16 protein-coding genes are annotated in these 16,053 nt (G+C 70.0%); 7 read left to right on the forward strand and 9 right to left on the reverse strand.

The window, feature by feature from the left end; genetic code table 11:
* Positions 1-9 precede the first annotated feature (9 nt).
* Both IMZ11_RS16450 and IMZ11_RS16455 read right to left on the reverse strand, forming a co-directional pair.
* Entirely contained in the window at positions 10-237 is a 228-nt protein-coding gene (locus IMZ11_RS16450; protein WP_228642315.1) for a ferredoxin, read from the reverse strand.
* A gap of 13 nt (positions 238-250) precedes the next feature.
* Entirely contained in the window at positions 251-1,450 is a 1,200-nt protein-coding gene (locus tag IMZ11_RS16455; RefSeq protein ID WP_228642317.1) for a cytochrome P450, read from the reverse strand.
* A gap of 109 nt (positions 1,451-1,559) precedes the next feature.
* Here IMZ11_RS16455 and IMZ11_RS16460 point away from each other — a divergent pair, with 109 nt between their 5' ends.
* Positions 1,560-2,195 (forward strand): TetR/AcrR family transcriptional regulator, encoded by a 636-nt coding sequence (locus IMZ11_RS16460; RefSeq protein WP_228642319.1) that lies wholly within the window; start codon positions 1,560-1,562, stop codon positions 2,193-2,195.
* Between the two features lie 39 nt (positions 2,196-2,234).
* Here the strand turns inward: IMZ11_RS16460 and IMZ11_RS16465 are convergent, their stop codons facing one another.
* Together IMZ11_RS16465 and IMZ11_RS16470 are read right to left on the reverse strand one after the other, a co-directional pair.
* Positions 2,235-3,026 (reverse strand): DUF2785 domain-containing protein, encoded by a 792-nt coding sequence (locus IMZ11_RS16465; RefSeq protein ID WP_228642321.1) that lies wholly within the window; start codon positions 3,024-3,026, stop codon positions 2,235-2,237.
* A gap of 57 nt (positions 3,027-3,083) precedes the next feature.
* Positions 3,084-4,133, reverse strand: coding sequence for a magnesium and cobalt transport protein CorA (locus tag IMZ11_RS16470; RefSeq protein ID WP_228642323.1), 1,050 nt, complete (start codon positions 4,131-4,133; stop codon positions 3,084-3,086).
* A 585-nt stretch (positions 4,134-4,718) separates the two neighbouring features.
* On the opposite strand from IMZ11_RS16470, the gene purD reads away from it, so the two are divergent.
* The 5 genes from purD (at position 4,719) to IMZ11_RS16495 (ending at position 10,710) form a co-directional block, all read left to right on the forward strand.
* Positions 4,719-5,960 (forward strand): phosphoribosylamine--glycine ligase, encoded by a 1,242-nt coding sequence (gene purD, locus IMZ11_RS16475; protein WP_228642325.1) that lies wholly within the window; start codon positions 4,719-4,721, stop codon positions 5,958-5,960.
* A gap of 56 nt (positions 5,961-6,016) precedes the next feature.
* Positions 6,017-6,865 carry a phosphoribosylaminoimidazolesuccinocarboxamide synthase gene (locus IMZ11_RS16480; protein ID WP_308066799.1) on the forward strand — a complete coding sequence of 283 codons (849 nt, stop codon included), beginning with the start codon at positions 6,017-6,019 and terminating at the stop codon, positions 6,863-6,865.
* 99 nt (positions 6,866-6,964) lie between these two features.
* On the forward strand, positions 6,965-8,242 hold the full coding sequence (gene murA, locus IMZ11_RS16485; protein ID WP_061260096.1) for a UDP-N-acetylglucosamine 1-carboxyvinyltransferase: 1,278 nt from the start codon (positions 6,965-6,967) through the stop codon (positions 8,240-8,242).
* Positions 8,243-8,465: 223 nt separating this feature from the next.
* Positions 8,466-9,752: a transcriptional regulator gene (locus tag IMZ11_RS16490; RefSeq protein ID WP_228642418.1), complete on the forward strand. Its 1,287-nt coding sequence runs from the start codon at positions 8,466-8,468 to the stop codon at positions 9,750-9,752.
* A 31-nt stretch (positions 9,753-9,783) separates the two neighbouring features.
* Positions 9,784-10,710, forward strand: coding sequence for an EamA family transporter (locus IMZ11_RS16495; protein ID WP_228642327.1), 927 nt, complete (start codon positions 9,784-9,786; stop codon positions 10,708-10,710).
* A 13-nt stretch (positions 10,711-10,723) separates the two neighbouring features.
* On the opposite strand, the gene hisC is transcribed toward IMZ11_RS16495, so the two are convergent.
* From hisC to IMZ11_RS16520, 5 genes are all read right to left on the reverse strand, one after another.
* Positions 10,724-11,788, reverse strand: a complete 1,065-nt coding sequence (gene hisC / locus IMZ11_RS16500; RefSeq protein WP_228642329.1) for a histidinol-phosphate transaminase — start codon at positions 11,786-11,788, stop codon at positions 10,724-10,726.
* Between the two features lie 80 nt (positions 11,789-11,868).
* Positions 11,869-12,513 carry a response regulator transcription factor gene (locus IMZ11_RS16505; protein ID WP_228642332.1) on the reverse strand — a complete coding sequence of 215 codons (645 nt, stop codon included), beginning with the start codon at positions 12,511-12,513 and terminating at the stop codon, positions 11,869-11,871.
* Complete coding sequence (locus tag IMZ11_RS16510) at positions 12,504-13,658, reverse strand: sensor histidine kinase (RefSeq protein ID WP_228642334.1); 1,155 nt, start codon at positions 13,656-13,658, stop codon at positions 12,504-12,506. The genes IMZ11_RS16505 and IMZ11_RS16510 overlap by 10 nt, the downstream gene beginning before the upstream one ends.
* Positions 13,643-14,305: a DedA family protein gene (locus IMZ11_RS16515; RefSeq protein ID WP_061260174.1), complete on the reverse strand. Its 663-nt coding sequence runs from the start codon at positions 14,303-14,305 to the stop codon at positions 13,643-13,645. The genes IMZ11_RS16510 and IMZ11_RS16515 overlap by 16 nt, the downstream gene beginning before the upstream one ends.
* A 215-nt stretch (positions 14,306-14,520) precedes the next feature.
* Positions 14,521-14,934 (reverse strand): GNAT family N-acetyltransferase, encoded by a 414-nt coding sequence (locus tag IMZ11_RS16520; RefSeq protein ID WP_228642336.1) that lies wholly within the window; start codon positions 14,932-14,934, stop codon positions 14,521-14,523.
* A gap of 223 nt (positions 14,935-15,157) precedes the next feature.
* Here IMZ11_RS16520 and IMZ11_RS16525 point away from each other — a divergent pair, with 223 nt between their 5' ends.
* Complete coding sequence (locus tag IMZ11_RS16525; RefSeq protein WP_228642338.1) at positions 15,158-16,030, forward strand: leucine-rich repeat domain-containing protein; 873 nt, start codon at positions 15,158-15,160, stop codon at positions 16,028-16,030.
* Positions 16,031-16,053: the final 23 nt, after the last annotated feature.

Raw genomic sequence — 16,053 nt, forward strand, 5'->3', positions numbered from 1 at the left:
CTAGCCCCGTCAGCCGTCCCCGGCGTCCTGCTCCTCCTCTGGCGATTCCGCGATGGACAGGGCGCCGGACGGGCAGAGCTGTACCGCCTGCCTGACCGCGCCCGCCATGGAGGCGGGCGGCTCCGGAACGAGCAGGACGACGGTCCCGTCGTCCTCGCTCTGGTCGAACACCTCGCCCACGGCGAGCACGCACATCCCGGCCCCGATGCAGCGGCCGGTATCCGCGACGATCTTCATGGTCGTCCCCCTCCTACCAGGTGACCGGCAGCCGGTGCACCCCGTAGATCGCCATGTTGGTCCGCATCGGGACCTCCTCCGGCGGTACGGCGAGGCGCAGGCCGGGGAAGCGGCGCAGCAGGGCCGGGTAGGCGATCCGCATCTCGGTCCTGGCGAGCTGCTGGCCGAGGCACTGGTGGATGCCGTGGCCGAAGGTGAGGTGCCCGCCGGCGTTCCGCGTCACGTCGAGCTCGTCGGGCTCCGGGAACCGCTCGGGATCGCGGTTGGCGGCCGACACCGACAGCGTCACCGACTCGCCTGCCCGGATGAGACGACCGTCGATCTCGACGTCCTCCAGAGCCGCCCGTACCGGGCCGATGTGGATGACGGTCAGATAGCGCAACAACTCCTCGACGGCGTCCTCCACCACCTCGGGCTTGTCCCGTACGGCGGCGAGCTGGGCGGGGTTGCGCAGCAGGGCGTAGGTGCCGAGGGCCAGCATGTTCGCGGTCGTCTCGTGGCCGGCGATGAGGAGCAGCGTGGTGATGCCGGTGAGCTCCTCGTCGGTCAGGTCGGTGTCCGTCGCGAGCCCGCTGACCAGGTCGTCGTCCGGCTCGGCCCGCTTGCGCCGCACCAACTCGTCGAGGTAGTCGAGGAGGTCGTTCATCGCGGCCTCCACCTCCTCGAGCGTGGAGTCCAGGCTGAGCAGCACGGCGGAGTCGCGCTGGAACTTCTTCCTGTCGGCGTACGGGACGCCGAGCAGCTCGCAGATCACGAGGGACGGGATCGGCAGCGCGAACGCCCGCACGAGGTCGATCGGGCCGCCCACGTCCTCCATGGCGTCCAGATGATCGCGGGTGATCTCCTCGATCCTCGGCTCCAGCAGCTTCATCCGGCGGACCGTGAACTGGCCGGCCAGCAGGCGTCGGTAGCGGGTGTGGTCAGGCGGGTCCATGCGCAGGAAGAAGCCCGGACGCCGCAGGGTCGAGCGGAACTGCGCGGCCCGCTGCGGGATCGGCATGTGCAGGAGGTCGATGCGCGTGCTGAAGCGTGGGTCGGCGAGGATGGCACGAGCGGCCGCGTGGCCCGTCACCAGCCAGCCCTGGTGGCCGTCCGGGTAGGCCAGCGGGCGGATGGGGTCCTCCTCACGCCAGCGGGCCAGGTCCTCCGGCGGATCCAACGGGCGTACGCGCGCGAGGGGAAGGGTCACCGGACGGGTCGTGGCCTCGGTCATGACGGGCTCCTTGTGGAAGAGCTGCCGGAATTCGCTGCACCTATTCCACGGAACAACATTTAATGCAAAGTTGCAATGAATGAAGATATATATGTCGTAAAGTTGGACTATGTCGCACCCTCCTGGCCTGCGGGAACGTAAGAAGATCCGCACGCGCAACGCGCTTGTCGACGCGTCTCTGCGGCTGTTCGAGGAAAAGGGCTACGACGCGACCACCATCGCGGAAATCGCCGCCGCCGTGGACGTCTCGCCGCGGACGTTCTTCAGTTACTTCACCAGCAAGGAAGACGTCGTCTTCTTCGACAACGAGGTGCGGGTCGCCGAGGCCCTCCGCGTGATCGCCGACCGCCGGCCCGGGGAGTCCGCGATGGATCTCCTCGTCCGGGCGGCACGGCAGAGCCTGGACCGCGACTTCGCGGACGCGGACAGGTCCGTCGAGGCGGCCCAGCGGCGCACGCACCTGATCGAGTCCGTCCCCTCCCTGCAGGCGCGGGCGCTGCACCTGCTCTTCGACACGCAACGCCGGGTGGCCCGCGCCCTGCACGAGGCGTGCCCCGACCAACTCGACCCCGTCGAGGCCGCCGCGGCGGTCGGCGCGATCGTCGGCGCGGCCAGGCTCGCCGCCATGACGTGCGGCGACCAAGGAGCCTCTCCCCCGGAGGTACGGGCCGCCATCGACAAGGCGATCGACATCACGATCAGAGGTCTCGGCTCCTTCGGCTCCCCCGGCCACGACGCCCGTTAGCCGCGGCCCCTTCGGTGACGTCAGGTCGGGAATGCCGGATCAGTGGAGCCGCAGCACCTCCGCGAGCCTGTTCTTGATCGCGACGCGATGGGGAAGCGGGACGCGCTCCGACGATCTGGTCCGTCGAACGCCGAGGTCGGCCAGGATGTACAGGCCCCGCAAGGTGCGCAGGCAGTTGGACACGTACGCGGGAATCGGCGCACCGAGGTCCGCGAAATCCGCCTCGATCGGAGCCAGCCAGGCGACTGTCTGCTCTTCGGTCAGCTCCGGCCGGGTGAGGACCCTGCCGATCGCCTGGGCGAGCCGGTCATCCTCCTCTTGGTCGAAGAGGTAGCTGGTGGGCGCGAGCAGCCGGGCGACGGCCAGGTCGAGCATGGCCGTCGGCGCCACCTGAGGATGGAGGCCGAACGTGCCCAGCAGATCCGCGCCGTGTGCCGCCGCGTGCAGCCAGCCCAGCTCGGCGTGATACCCCCGCAGGTCGGTCTCGGCGGGGTACCAGCGGGAGAACGTGGTCAGCCACTCATGGTCGAAGTCACCCCGGGAGACGATCATGTTCAGTACCAGGGGGGCGAACGTCCTGGCCTGGATCTCCGGATCGTCGAACCGCGCCGACATCACCGCCCCCAGCCCGGCACGGTGCTCCGGACCGATCACATCACGCTCGATCCAGGTCCGCAGAACCACGTACGGGTAGCCGTCGCGGACCTCCGGGTCCGGATCCCGGAGGGCGGCGGCGAGTTCCTCGACCAGCCCGTCAAGGTGACGGCCGGACGGCAGGGCGTAGCCGTCGGCCGCGATGTTCTTCCAGTCGGTCGTTTCGATAGTGCTCATGCGAGCAATCTATGGACGCCCGCAAGAGGATTTGCGGACGCAAGGGGTATCTCGATCTCAGAGCCAGCCGTTGCGGCGGAAGGCGCGGTGGAGCAGCGTGCAGGCGACGACCATCACACCGATCACCGCGGGGTAGCCCCAGGCGGTCTTGATCTCCGGCATGTGCTCGAAGTTCATGCCGTAGACGCCGGCGATCATCGTGGGCACCGAGATGATGGCGACCCAGGCCGAGATCTTCCGCATGTCCTCGTTGGCCAGGGCGTTCGAGCGGGCGAGGGCGGCCTGCAGGATGGAGTCGGACAGTTCGTTGGACGCCTGCACCTGCTCGCACACCCGGGACAGGTGGTCGCCGACGTCACGGAAGTACTCGCGCATCTCCGAGGGGATCATCCGCCGCTGCGGAAGGGCGTTGAACGGCGTCTGGAGCGGGCCGACGGCCCTCTTGAGCTCCAGCATCTCGCGCTTGAGCTGGTAGATCCGGTTGATGTCCCGGGAGCTGACCTCGGCGAAGACGGCCGCCTCGACGTCCTCGAGTTCGTCCTGCATCAGGTCGGCGACGTACAGGTACTTGTCCACGACATAGTCGGCGATGGCGTGGAGCACCCCGGTCGGTCCGCGCCCGAGCAGCTTGTCGTCGTCCTCCAGCCTCTCCCTGACGTCCGCCAGGGGACACTGCCTGCCGTGCCGTACGGTGACCACGAAGTCGGGGCCGACGAACACCATGATCTCGCCGATGGCGATGATCTCGCTCGCGGCGGTGGGCGTCTGGTTGTCGATGAACGCCACGGTCTTGAGCACGACGAACAGCGAGTCGCCGTACCGCTCGACCTTGGGCCGCTGGTGCGCCTTGATCGCGTCCTCGACGGCGAGCGGGTGCAGTCCGAAGACCTCCGCGAGCCATTCGACCTCGGGCGCGGCGGGCTCGTAGAGACCGACCCAGACGTACGCGTCGGGGGTGGCGTTGCCCTCGTTGTGCGCGCGGACCAGGCGGACCGCCTCGGCGATGCCGTCGGCGTCGACCTTCCTTCCCCCGATGTACGCGCCGAACTCCAGCAGGGAGTTGCTCGGCGGCACGCAGCGGTCGGTGACGGACGGCTGCTCAGGCACCGGCACCGGCTTCGCCAGTCGTGGCGGAATCACCCGGGCGTGCCGGGAAATGAGTGGAAAAAGCGTTGAGGAGCGCATGGCGGACCCTTCCCGCCCGGGCCGGCACGCTCCACGCGCGACGCGATGTCACCCCTTTTTCAGGCGTGAGCTTGCCCCTCGGGCTCAGAGATCAGGTGGTCGGGAATGCGCACGTCGCACGTGCGCGGGCACGTACTGACGGGATCACCAGAATTCACCCCGAACCACCTCCAATCGCCACGAGACATAGCAAAGCTGAGCCAACCTATCACGATTGGCTGGCTTGTCTCTAGGATAGCGACCCGCTCCGCGGCGATCAGGTACTTCCCCTCAAAAGCCTCCAAGCCACCCCGAGCCAGCCCCTCAATGCCCTCAATCCCGCGCGAGCAGAGTGAGCGCCAATAGACACAGCGAGGGGCGCGGCGGGGAAGTAACCGACGAGCGAGTGGGGAGCGAGGTACGAGCGACCCCGAGCGAGGAGGGCACGAGTCGCCTCGAGGGCGCCCCGAGCCGCGCGCGAGCGGAGCGAGCGCCAATAGACACAGCGAGCGCCCATAAACTCAGCGGGTGCGCGTTCTAGTCATTGGATCCGGTGGTCGCGAGCACGCCCTGTGCCGGGGGCTGCGGCTCGACCCGTCCGTCTCGGAAGTTCACTGCGCCCCCGGCAACGCCGGGATCGCGCGGGTGGCGACCCTGCACCAGGTGACGCCGACCGACGGCGCGGCGGTGTCGGCGCTGGCGGTCACGCTGGGGGCCGATCTCGTGGTGATCGGCCCGGAGGCGCCGCTGGTCGCGGGCGTGGCCGACGCCGTACGGGCGGCGGGGATCCCCTGCTTCGGCCCGTCGAGCGAGCCGGCCGGGATCGAGGGGTCCAAGTCCTTCGCCAAGGACGTCATGACCGCCGCCGGGGTGCCGACCGCCCGCGCGTACACGTGCGTCACGGCGGACGAGGCCGCTGCGGCGCTGGACGAGTTCGGCCCGCCGTACGTGGTGAAGGACGACGGCCTGGCCGCGGGCAAGGGCGTCGTGGTGACCGGGGACAGGGACGAGGCGCTGGCGCACGCCCAGGCGTGTGAGCGTGTCGTCATCGAGGAGTTCCTCGACGGCCCGGAGGTGTCGCTGTTCGCCCTGTGCGACGGCGAGACCGCGGTGGCGCTGCAGCCCGCGCAGGACTTCAAGCGCGTGGGCGACGGCGACGCGGGACCCAACACGGGCGGCATGGGCGCGTACACGCCGCTGCCGTGGGCGCCGGAGGGCCTGACCGAGCAGGTCATGTCCGAGATCGTGCACCCGACCGTGGCCGAGCTGGCTGCGCGCGGCATGCCGTACACGGGTGTGCTCTACGCGGGCCTCGCTCTCACGGCGAAGGGGCCGCGTGTGATCGAGTTCAACGCGCGGTTCGGCGACCCGGAGACCCAGGTCGTGCTCGACCGGCTGGAGACGCCGCTCGCCGGGCTGCTGCTTGCCTGTGCCACCGGCACGCTGGCCGCGCACGAGCCGCTCCGCTGGCGCGAGGGCGCCGCGGTGACCGTGGTCGTCGCGGCGGAGAACTACCCCGGCGAGCCGGTCAAGGGCGACGTCATCGAGGGGCTGGACGCGGACGTGCCGGGGGCCTACGTGCTGCACGCGGGCACGGCGTTCGACACCGACGGTCGGATCGTCTCCAACGGCGGCAGGGTGCTGAGCGTGGTCGGCACGGGACACGATCTCGGCGAGGCGCGGTCGCGCGCGTACGAGGCGGTCGGGCACATCCGGCTGCGCGGCTCGCACCACCGCTCCGACATCGCTCTCCGCGCCGTCGAGTCGTAGGAGGCCGGGGTGGGGGTGGTCGTCAAAGAGGTCTGAACCACTGGCAAAATGGCATAGTGAAGCACCTCCACTCCGGCAAGGTCCGCGATCTGTACGAGACCGAGGACGGGCTGCTGCTGATGGTGGCCTCGGACCGGATCTCCGCGTTCGACCACGTTCTCGCGCCCGGCATCCCCGACAAGGGCACGATCCTCACCCAGCTCTCGCTGTGGTGGTTCGAACAGCTCGCGGACGTGGTTCCCAATCATGTGGTCTCGACCGACGTGCCCGCCGAGTTCGCGGGCCGAGCGGTGTTGTGCCGCAAACTGCGGATGGTCCCGGTGGAGTGCGTCGCGCGTGGATACCTCACGGGTTCCGGGCTGATCGACTACCGCCGCGAGGGCGTGGTCTCCGGCGTGTCCCTCCCCGCCGGGCTGACCGACGGCTCGCGACTGCCCGAAGCGATCTTCACCCCGTCGACCAAGGCGCCGATCGGACAACATGACGAGCCGATGACGTACGCGCAGGTCGTCGAGGAGGTCGGGGCGGACGTCGCGGAGCGACTCAGGCGGATCACGCTCGACGTCTACGTCCGCGGCGCCGAGATCGCCAGGGAGCGCGGCATCATCCTGGCCGACACCAAGATCGAGCTGGGCTGGGACGCCGACGGCGAGCTGGTCCTGGGTGACGAGGTGCTCACACCCGACTCCTCCCGCTTCTGGCCGCTGGAGGAGTGGCAGCCGGGCCGGTCGCAGCCGTCGTTCGACAAGCAGTTCGTCCGTGACTGGCTGACCTCGCCGGAGTCCGGATGGGACAAGGCGTCCGACGAGCCGCCGCCGCCCCTTCCCGACGAGATCGTCGAGCGCACCCGGCAGCGGTACGTCGAGGCGTACGAGCGGCTGACGGGCCGCGTCTTCCGCGGATAGTTCCTCCGCATAACGCCAGTCCCAGCGGCTACTCTGGTCAGCCTCGCCGCCGCCTTATGCGAGTCCCCACCTTTGACTTTTGACTTAGGAGTCCCATCCATGGTCCGTTACCGCGTGCGCGGTGGCAACGTACTGCGCGGAACCGCCTTCATCCAGGGTGCGAAGAACGCCGTCCTTCCCATGATCGGCGCCGCGCTGCTCGCCGCGGAGGGCCGTACGGTGCTCCGCAACGTGCCCGTGATCGAGGATGTGCGCCGTGCCGTCGAGCTGGCCCAGGCGGTCGGCGCCAAGGTGCAGTTCCACGAGGCCGAGCGCACGCTGGTCATCGACGCGTCCCAGCTCACCAGCCCGGTGTTGCCCGCGGAGATCGCGCGGCGGTTCCGCGGTTCCGTGTTGTTCGTCCCGGCCCTGCTGCACCGCCTGGGTGAGGCGATCATCGAGGGTGTGGGCGGCTGCAATCTCGGCAGCAGGAACCTGGACTTCCACTACCTCGGCTACAAGCGGCTCGGCGCGGTCGTGGACGAGGGCGAGACCGTCATCCACATCAAGGCGGCCGGGCTGACCGGCGCCAAGCTGTACCTCGACACCCCCTCGCACACCGGCACCGAGAACCTCATCATGGCGGCCACCCTGGCGGGCGGCACCACCGTGATCGAGAACGCGGCGCTCGAGCCCGAGGTGCTCGACGTCATCACCATGCTCTCCCGGATGGGCGCCAAGATCCGCGGCGGCGGCACCGGGTTCATCACGGTCGAGGGCGTCACCGAGTTGACCGCGGTCGAGCACACCGTCATGCCGGACCGGCTGGACGCGGGCGTCTTCGCGATGGCCGCCGCGATCACCGGTGGCGAGGTCAACCTGGTGGGCGCCTCCCTGGAGCACCTCGGCGTGGTCCGCTGGAAGCTGGAGCAGATGGGCGTGGAGTTCGCCACCGACGGCGCGGTGCTCAACGTCCGCAGGAACCGCACGCTCCGGCCGATCAACGTCATCACCGACACCTATCCGGGGTTCGCCACCGACCTGCAGTCGCCGCTGATGACGGTGGCCTGCCTGGCCGACGGCTCCAGCTACATCCACGAGCGGATCTTCGACGGGCGCTTCGCGCTCGCCGGTGAGCTGAACAAGATGGGCGCCAGGATCGAGGTCGACGAGAGCCGGGCGGTCGTGCACGGCCCGACTCCGCTGCACGGCGCCGAGGTCACCGCGCACGATCTCCGTTCGGGCATCGCGCTCGTTCTCGCCGGGCTCGGCGCCGAAGGCGAGACGACAATCGACTCGGGTTATCTCATCGATCGTGGTCACGCTCATCTCGCGCAGCGTATGCAGGCGCTCGGGGCAGATGTGGAACGCCAGATTTCCCCTTTGGCCGCAGACTGATCCCTGGGTCCAATTTTGTGCCATTGACCTGGCAAAACGTTCTGATTGGCCTTCCACGGGTCGTATGCAGAACGGAATTCCGGAAAATTTGGGCGTGACATTACGGCCGCCACACGCGATCGTTCCAAAGAGAGCTTCAACCAATTTGGAAACGGTCACGCGGATGGGACAGACATTGGTCGAGCGCACGGAAGAGAATCCGCGCGGGTCACGCCTGGGCACGATGACTCCGGATCTCACTATCGGTGTGGTGGGGCCGCATGATCTGGTCGAGCGAGTGATGCTCATGGGTCATGCGGCCGCGCCTGTGCCGTGCCGCCTGGTGGCGGCCGCCTACCGGGACGAGCAGGAGGCGGCCGACAAGGTGACCAGGCTCGGCCCGAACGTGGACGCCTGCCTGTTCTCCAGCCCCGCACCCTACGAGATCGCCCGCCGCGCGGGCGTCCTCACCATGCCCGCCACCCACGTACAGCTGGGTGGCGCCGCCCTGGCCGCCGCCATCGCCCAGGCGGCGATGGACGAGCGGATCGACCCCCGGCGGGTGAGCGTGGACGTGCTCACCCGGGCGGAGATCGACGAGGCGTACACCGACCTGGGCCTGCCCTCCGGCGAGGTGCACAGCCGCGACGAACCCGGTGCCACCGGCACCATCGCCGCGTTCCATGAGCGCCTGATCCGGCAGGGGGCCGCGACGGGGGCGCTGACCTGCGTTCCCGGGGTCGCCGACCGGCTGTCCGCCGCGGGCCTGCCCGTCGTGCGGATCCGCCCCACCTCGGCCGCGGTCCGTACGGCACTGCACACGGCGGCGCTGCTCGGGGCGCACCACCGGCTGGAGGAGTCGCAGCTCACGGTCGTGCTGGTGGAGGTCCCCACGCTGCGCGAGCCGGTACGGCGGGCCGCGCCCCGCTACTGGCGGGACGAGCTGCGGCTGTCGCTGCACCGCCTGCTCGTCCAGGAGGCCAACCGGATCAATGCCAGCGTGTGGCCGATCGACGACCACAGCTACCTGGTGGTGGCGTCACGGGGCTCGATCGCGGCCGCGACGGACGGCTTCCGGGTGCTGCCGTTCGCCGCCAAGATCAGGGACGAGCTCGGCCTGGCCGTCGAGGTGGGGGTGGGCATGGGCCGTACCACCCATGACGCCGAAACGCACGCGCGCGGCGCGCTGGGGCGCAGCCAGGGGGCGAAGAACTCGCAGGGCTTCGCGGTCGACAGGGAGGGCCGCGCGCTGGTCCCGCCGCCGCGGATGCCTCCGCACACGGCCGGTATGGCCAAGCCGAAGGGCGTCGAGGTGCTCGCCCGGCTGGCGGCCAAGCTGGAGGGCGGCGACACAGTGGTGGACGCCGAGGGCGCGGGCAAGATGCTCGGCGTCACGCCGCGCACGGCCCGGCGGTTGCTGCGCACGCTGGTTGACGAGGGACTCGCGTGGCCGCTTCCGCCGAACCGTACGCCCGCCCCGGGCCGGCCGCGCCAGCTCTACCGGCTCATCGTGGAAAAACTCAACCGCTGAGTCAGGACATGTCCGGCTATTGTCATGAGCCATGGGGAAGAACACTCATGGCATCAGGATCTGGCTGGCGTTGACGACCGTCTACATCGTGTGGGGGTCGACCTACCTCGGCATCCGTGTGGCCATCGAGACCTTGCCCACCCTGCTCAGCGGTGGGCTGCGGTTCGTCACCGCCGCGCTGGTCCTCGGCACCGCGTTGCTGCTCATCAAGGGACGCGTGCCGTTCCGCATGACGTGGCGGGAGGCGGGCGGCGCGGCGTTGGTGGGTGTACTGCTGCTGACCAGCGGCAACGGCCTGGTCGCGGTCGCCGAGGAGCACATGGGCACAGGGCTCGCGGCGCTGCTCGTCGCCTCCGTCCCGCTCTGGCTCGTCATGCTGCGCACGGTCTTCCGGGACCGGCCGCAGGCGCTGACGCTGGCCGGTGTGCTGGTCGGGTTCGTGGGGGTCGGCGGGCTCTCTCTGGGCGGCGCGACCGGGTCGAACCCCATCGGGGTCACCGTCATCCTGAGCGCGTCGCTGTCGTGGTCGCTCGGCTCCTTCCTGTCGGCGCGCATCCCCATGCCCAAGAACCCGTTCGCGGCGAGCACGGTGGAGATGGCCGTCGGCGGCGCAGGGCTGCTGCTCATCGGCACCGGGCTGGGCGAGCGCCTGGACCCGGCCGCCGTGAGCGGCCGGTCCTGGGCCGCGCTGGCCTACCTGATCGTGGTGGGCTCGCTCGTCGGCTTCACGTCGTACGTCTGGCTGCTGGGGAACGCGCCCATCTCGCTCGTCTCCACCTACGCGTACGTCAACCCGGTCGTGGCCGTGCTGCTCGGCGTGGCCGTGCTCGGGGAGAGCGTCACCGCGGGCATGCTCGGCGCCGGCGCGCTGATCGTGATCGGCGTCGCCCTGGTGGTGTCCACCGAGCGCCGCGGCCGCGGCGCGGCCGTACCGGAACCGGAGGCCGTGCCGAGCTGAACCGCGGGACAGGTCAGGCGCCGAACGCCTCGGCGGCGGCGAGGAACGTGTCGTTGGCCTCCTGGTCGCCGATCGAGACCCGCGCCCCCTCGGTGCCGAAGGGCCGCACGGCCACGCCGTACCCGGCGCAGAACTCGGCGAAATCGGGGGTCCGGTCGCCGAGGCGCATCCAGACGAAGTTGGCCTCGGTCGCGGGGATCGTCCAGCCCTGGGAGATCAGCGCCTCCCTGACCCGGGTGCGCTCCTTGACCACGGCCTCGACGCGCTCCAGGAGCTCGTTCTCGGCCTTGACGGACGCGATGGCGGCGGCCTGGGCGATGTGGTTGACCGCGAACGGCACCGTGGTCTTGCGCACGGCGGCGGCCACGGGCTCGGGCCCCACCAGGTAACCCACGCGCAGCCCGGCCAGGCCGTACGCCTTGGAGAACGTGCGCAGGACCGCCACGTTCGGGCGGTCGCGGTAGATCGTCAGGCCGTCGGGGACGTCCTCGTCGCGGACGTACTCGCGGTAGGCCTCGTCGAGGATCACCAGAACGTCGTCGGGGACACGGTCGAGGAACCTCACCAGCTCGGCGGAGCGGTTGACCGTACCGGTCGGGTTGTTCGGGTTGCAGACGAAGATCAGGCGGGTCGCGTCGGTGATCGCCTCCGCCATGGCGTCGAGGTCGTGCGTCTCGTCGTCGAGCGGCACCTGGACCGAGGTCATGCCGGCCAGGTCCGCGAGCAGGGGGTACGCCTCGAAGGAGCGCCACGCGTAGATCGCCTCGGCGCCCGGCTCGCCGACGGTCTCGAAGATCTGCTGCGCCACCGTGACTGAGCCGGGGCCCAGCGCGACATGCTCGTACGGCACGGCGAACCGCTCGGCCAGGGCCTCGGTGAGGGCGACGGCGGCGGGGTCGGGGTAGCGGTGGATCTGCGTCGCGGCCTCGGCGATGGCCTCCCGGACGCTCGGCAGCGGCCCGAACGGGCTCTCGTTGGAGGACAGCTTGAACGATCTGCCGTCAGGGGCGACGACGGCCTTGCCCGGCTTGTACGGGGGCATGGTGTCGAGTACGGCCCTGAAACGCGGCGTCGACATGCTCGTCCTCCTCGAATCAGTCGGTTTATGCACTAAATACCCTACTGATGATGGCGGACTGAGGGAGACGGCCGACGGCGTCACGACCCGAGATAGCGCAGCACGGCGAGCATCCGTCGGCTGTATCCGCTGACGTGCTCGATGCGCAGTTTCACGAAGATCGAGTTGATGTGCTTCTCGACCGCGCTCTGCGAGATGTGCAGTGACTCGCCGATCGAGGCGTTGGTGCGGCCCTCCGCCATGTGCGCGAGCACGTCGCGCTCCCGGGACGTGAGCGCGACCAGCGGGTCGACGTGGGTGGTCCGGGCGAGGAGCTGCCTGACGACCTCGGGATCGAAGGCCGCCCCACCGGCTCCGACGCGTTCGAGGGCGTCGAGGAACTCGTCCACCTGCGCCACGCGGTCCTTGAGGAGGTAGCCCACCCCCTCCGTGTCTGAGGTGATCAGCTCGGTGGCGTACCGCTTCTCGACGTACTGCGAGAGGACCAGCACGCCGACGCCAGGATGCCGCCGCCGGATCTCCAGCGCCGCCCGCAGGCCCTCGTCGGCGTGACCGGGAGGCATCCGGACATCGGTGACGACCACGTCCGGCGGGTCCTGCGCCACCGCGGCGACCAGCGCGTCGCCGTCCCCGACCGCGGCGAGGACCTCGTGGCCCTCGTCGGCGAGCAGCCGTACCAGGCCCTCGCGCAGGAGCGCCGAGTCCTCGGCCAGGATCACCCGCACGGGAGCGCCACCTCGATCACGGTGGGCCCGCCGGGCGGACTGTCGACCAGGAGCCGCCCGTCGAGTGCGGCCACCCTGCGGGCCAGCCCGCCCAGGCCGGTACCGGAGGGATCGGCCCCGCCCCGGCCGTCATCGCATATGCGCATGGTCACCACTTTGTCGCCTGCGATCAGGTCCGCGGTAATCCGCTCGGCCTTCGCGTGCTTGGCCGCGTTGGTCACCGCCTCGCAGACCACGAAGTAGACGGCGGTCTCGACGCTCGGCGGGAGCCGTACGGGCAGGTCGCAGGTCATCGTGACCGGCACGGCCGACCGCTCGGCCACTCCGGACAGCGCCTCCTCCAGCCCGAGCGTGTCCAGCGCCGTCGGATACACCCGCCAGGCCACGTCGCGTAGCTCCCGCAGCGCCTCCCTGGACTGGTCGTGCGCCTGGCGCAGCAACTCGTCGAGAAGCTCCGGGCGCCGTCCCCGTCGGGCCCGGCCGAGCAGTACGGCCAGCGCGACCAGGCGTTGCTGGACTCCGTCGTGCAGGTCGCGCTCGATGCGGCGCCGTTCCTCGTCGACCGCCTCGACGATGCCGGCCCGGCTCGCGGCCAGCTCGTCGATCCGCCTGTGCAGCAACTCCTCCGGACTCGGGCCCAGCAGGCGGCGGGCCAGCCGCCGTTCCAGAGCGCCGACGCCCGCGATGCCCTGCAGGACGAGGAAGAACATGACCGCGCCGGCGACCACCAGGTACGCGATGATCGGCGCGGTCGGGGCGATGCCGTCCGGCCGTTCACCGGCCAGCCAGCCGCCGACGAACAGCACCCCGGTCGTGAGACCCCACGCCAGCAGGACCAGCACCAGCCCGCCGAGGAGCCCGAGAGGCACCCGCGCGGCCAGATAGCGTGTCGCCCGCGCACCCTCGTACTGCGGCGGCACCTCCACCCCGTGGAACACCGCCACCCTGCGGCGCTCCAGCTCGGCGAGCCGTCGCGCCCCGGCCGGCACGTAGGGCGTGAGCCTCGGCCACAGCCGCCCCGCGAGCAGCGCCACGCCGGCGACCGCGAGATAGCCCGCCGCGACCACCGCGGTGAGCGTGCCGGTCGCCAAGCCCGCGAGCGTACGGCACCAGCGGACGAACGCGGAGGTCAGCGGCCGTCCCACTCCTGTCTCCCCTCGCCGTCGTCGCCCTCGAGCCGGTGCCGTCCCTTGCGGGAGCTGACGAGCCGGGTCACCACGAAGACCACCATGACCACCACGACCAGGATGAGGACGCCTTTGGAGTAGACGTCCACATAGTCCTGGACAATCCACCAATTCTCGCCGAGCAGATAGCCGGCCAGGACGAACGTGCAGTTCCAGATCAGGCTGCCCAGCGTGGTGTACGCCAGGAAGGTCACCAGCCGCATCCGCTCGATCCCGGCGGGAATGGAGATCAGGCTGCGGAAGATCGGGATCATCCGGCCCAGGAACACGGCTTTGCCGCCGTGCCGGTAGAACCACGCCTCGGTGCGGTCGATGTCGGACACCTTCAGCAGCGGCACCCGGTCGGCGATCAGGCGGATCCGGTCCGCGCCGAGCAGCATGCCGAGGAGGTACAACACCAGGGCCCCCGCCACGGAACCGCAGGTGGTCCAGAAGATGGCCCCGCCCAGGCTGAGATCACCACGGCTCGCGGTGAACCCGGCCAGCGGCAGGATCACCTCGCTCGGCAGCGGCGGGAACAGGTTCTCCAGCGCGATCGCCAGACCGGCTCCGGGGCCGCCCAGCTTCTCCATGATTTCCATCGCCCAGCCGGCGATGCCGTCCATCGTCTCGATCACCTGGTCAACGCTAGGAACCGGGCCCGCCCGTCACCATGATGAAGCCCGCCGACCTGGCCCGGTCTTGCCTCACTATGACCCTGCGGAAGACCACAACCGGCGGATCGCGCCTAGGCTGATCGTCGACGTCCCGGCGACCGGGTCCCGGGGCCCGGCACGGTCCGCTCGGCCCCCCGACGCGAGGGGTCTGACCATATGACCGTTCAGGCCAGGGGTTTCACCCAGCGCCCCCACTGGGGTTGGGGGGCATAGCCGGAGGCCGACCAGGCATGGTGGGCGAGATCGTTGTCGTGCAGGACCATGGCGTCCGCGCGGAAGGCGCCGAACTTCCTGAACCGGTCTTCCGCCGCCGCGATCAGACGCGAGCCGATGCCCTTCCGCCGCTGACCGGGGTCCACGGCGAGCCGGTAGAGATGGGCCCGCCAGCCGTCCCACCCGGCGATGAGCGTGCCGACCATCCGCCCGTCGAGCTCGGCGATCAGCAGCGCCTCCGGGTCACGTTCGACGAGCTGGACGACCTTGTCCGCGTCGTCGCGGCGATCGGTGCCCTCGGCCGCCTCGGCCCAGAACCGGAGCACCGCCTCGACGTCGTCGAGCTTTCCGTATCGGATCCTCAATCCGGGGGTCCCCATGGCAGACGAAACTACCAAAGCGGTCAGCGCCACCCCGGGCGCGCATTGCCACGTTCCACGGCCTCCACGCCGTACGTGTGGCCTGTCGAAGAGCGCGGGCGCGTGGGGAACGACTCCCCGTCGCAAGTGCGTCTCCAGCGCCGTCCCCTAGCGTGATCGCCGCCGGGGCCGAGCCCGCCCGGCGGAAGAAGGACGAAAGGAGATCACGATGGGGGACACGAAGGTCCCGAGAGCCGCCGTGCTGCGGATGAACCGGTGCCTGCGGACCGGATCCGACCGGCTCGACCTGTCTCTGTGTTCCATGTCGACGTTGCCCGAACGGCTGCGCGAGCTGACCCACCTGCGTGAGCTCAACCTGACCAGCACCCACCTGACCGAGCTCCCCGAATGGCTGGGCGAGTTCACCGGACTGACCACGCTCACCCTGTGGCGCAACCGGCTGACCCGCCTGCCCGAGTCGCTGAAGAACCTCACCGCTCTCACCACGCTCAACCTCAACGACAACGACCTGTCCGAGGTACCGGAGTCGCTGGCGAACCTCACCGGCCTGACCGTGCTCGACCTGGGGGGCGGCAACCGGCTGACCGAGATCCCCCGATGGGTGGGAGACCTCACCGGCCTGACCGTGCTCAGCCTGAACGGCAACCCGCTGGTCACGGTCCCGGAGTCGCTGGGAAACCTCACCGCGCTCACCGATCTCCGGTTGATCCGGACCCAGTTGGACGAGGTCCCTCGATGGGTGGAGAACCTCACCGGCCTCACCGAGCTGTGGCTGGGGCTCAACCGGCTGACCGAGGTCCCCGAATGGCTGGGGAACCTGACCGGCCTCAAGGAGCTCTACCTGAACCAGAACCGGCTGACGGGCCTTCCCGATTCGCTGCGGAACCTCACCGCCCTCACCACCCTCAACCTGCGGAGCAACCAGTTGGCCGAGATCCCCGAATGGCTGGGCGACCTCACCGCGCTCACCCGGCTCGAACTCCAGGGCAACTGTCCGCCGCCCGCGATCCCGGAGTCCCTGAGCCGTCAGGCCCGGACCTCACGGCTGTGGCGCAGGTTCCTGGAGGGCCTCGACCACTGAGCGACCTCCCGCACGACTCCGGC

Source organism: Microtetraspora sp. AC03309, from assembly GCF_020826795.1.
GTDB lineage: Bacteria > Actinomycetota > Actinomycetes > Streptosporangiales > Streptosporangiaceae > Microtetraspora > Microtetraspora glauca.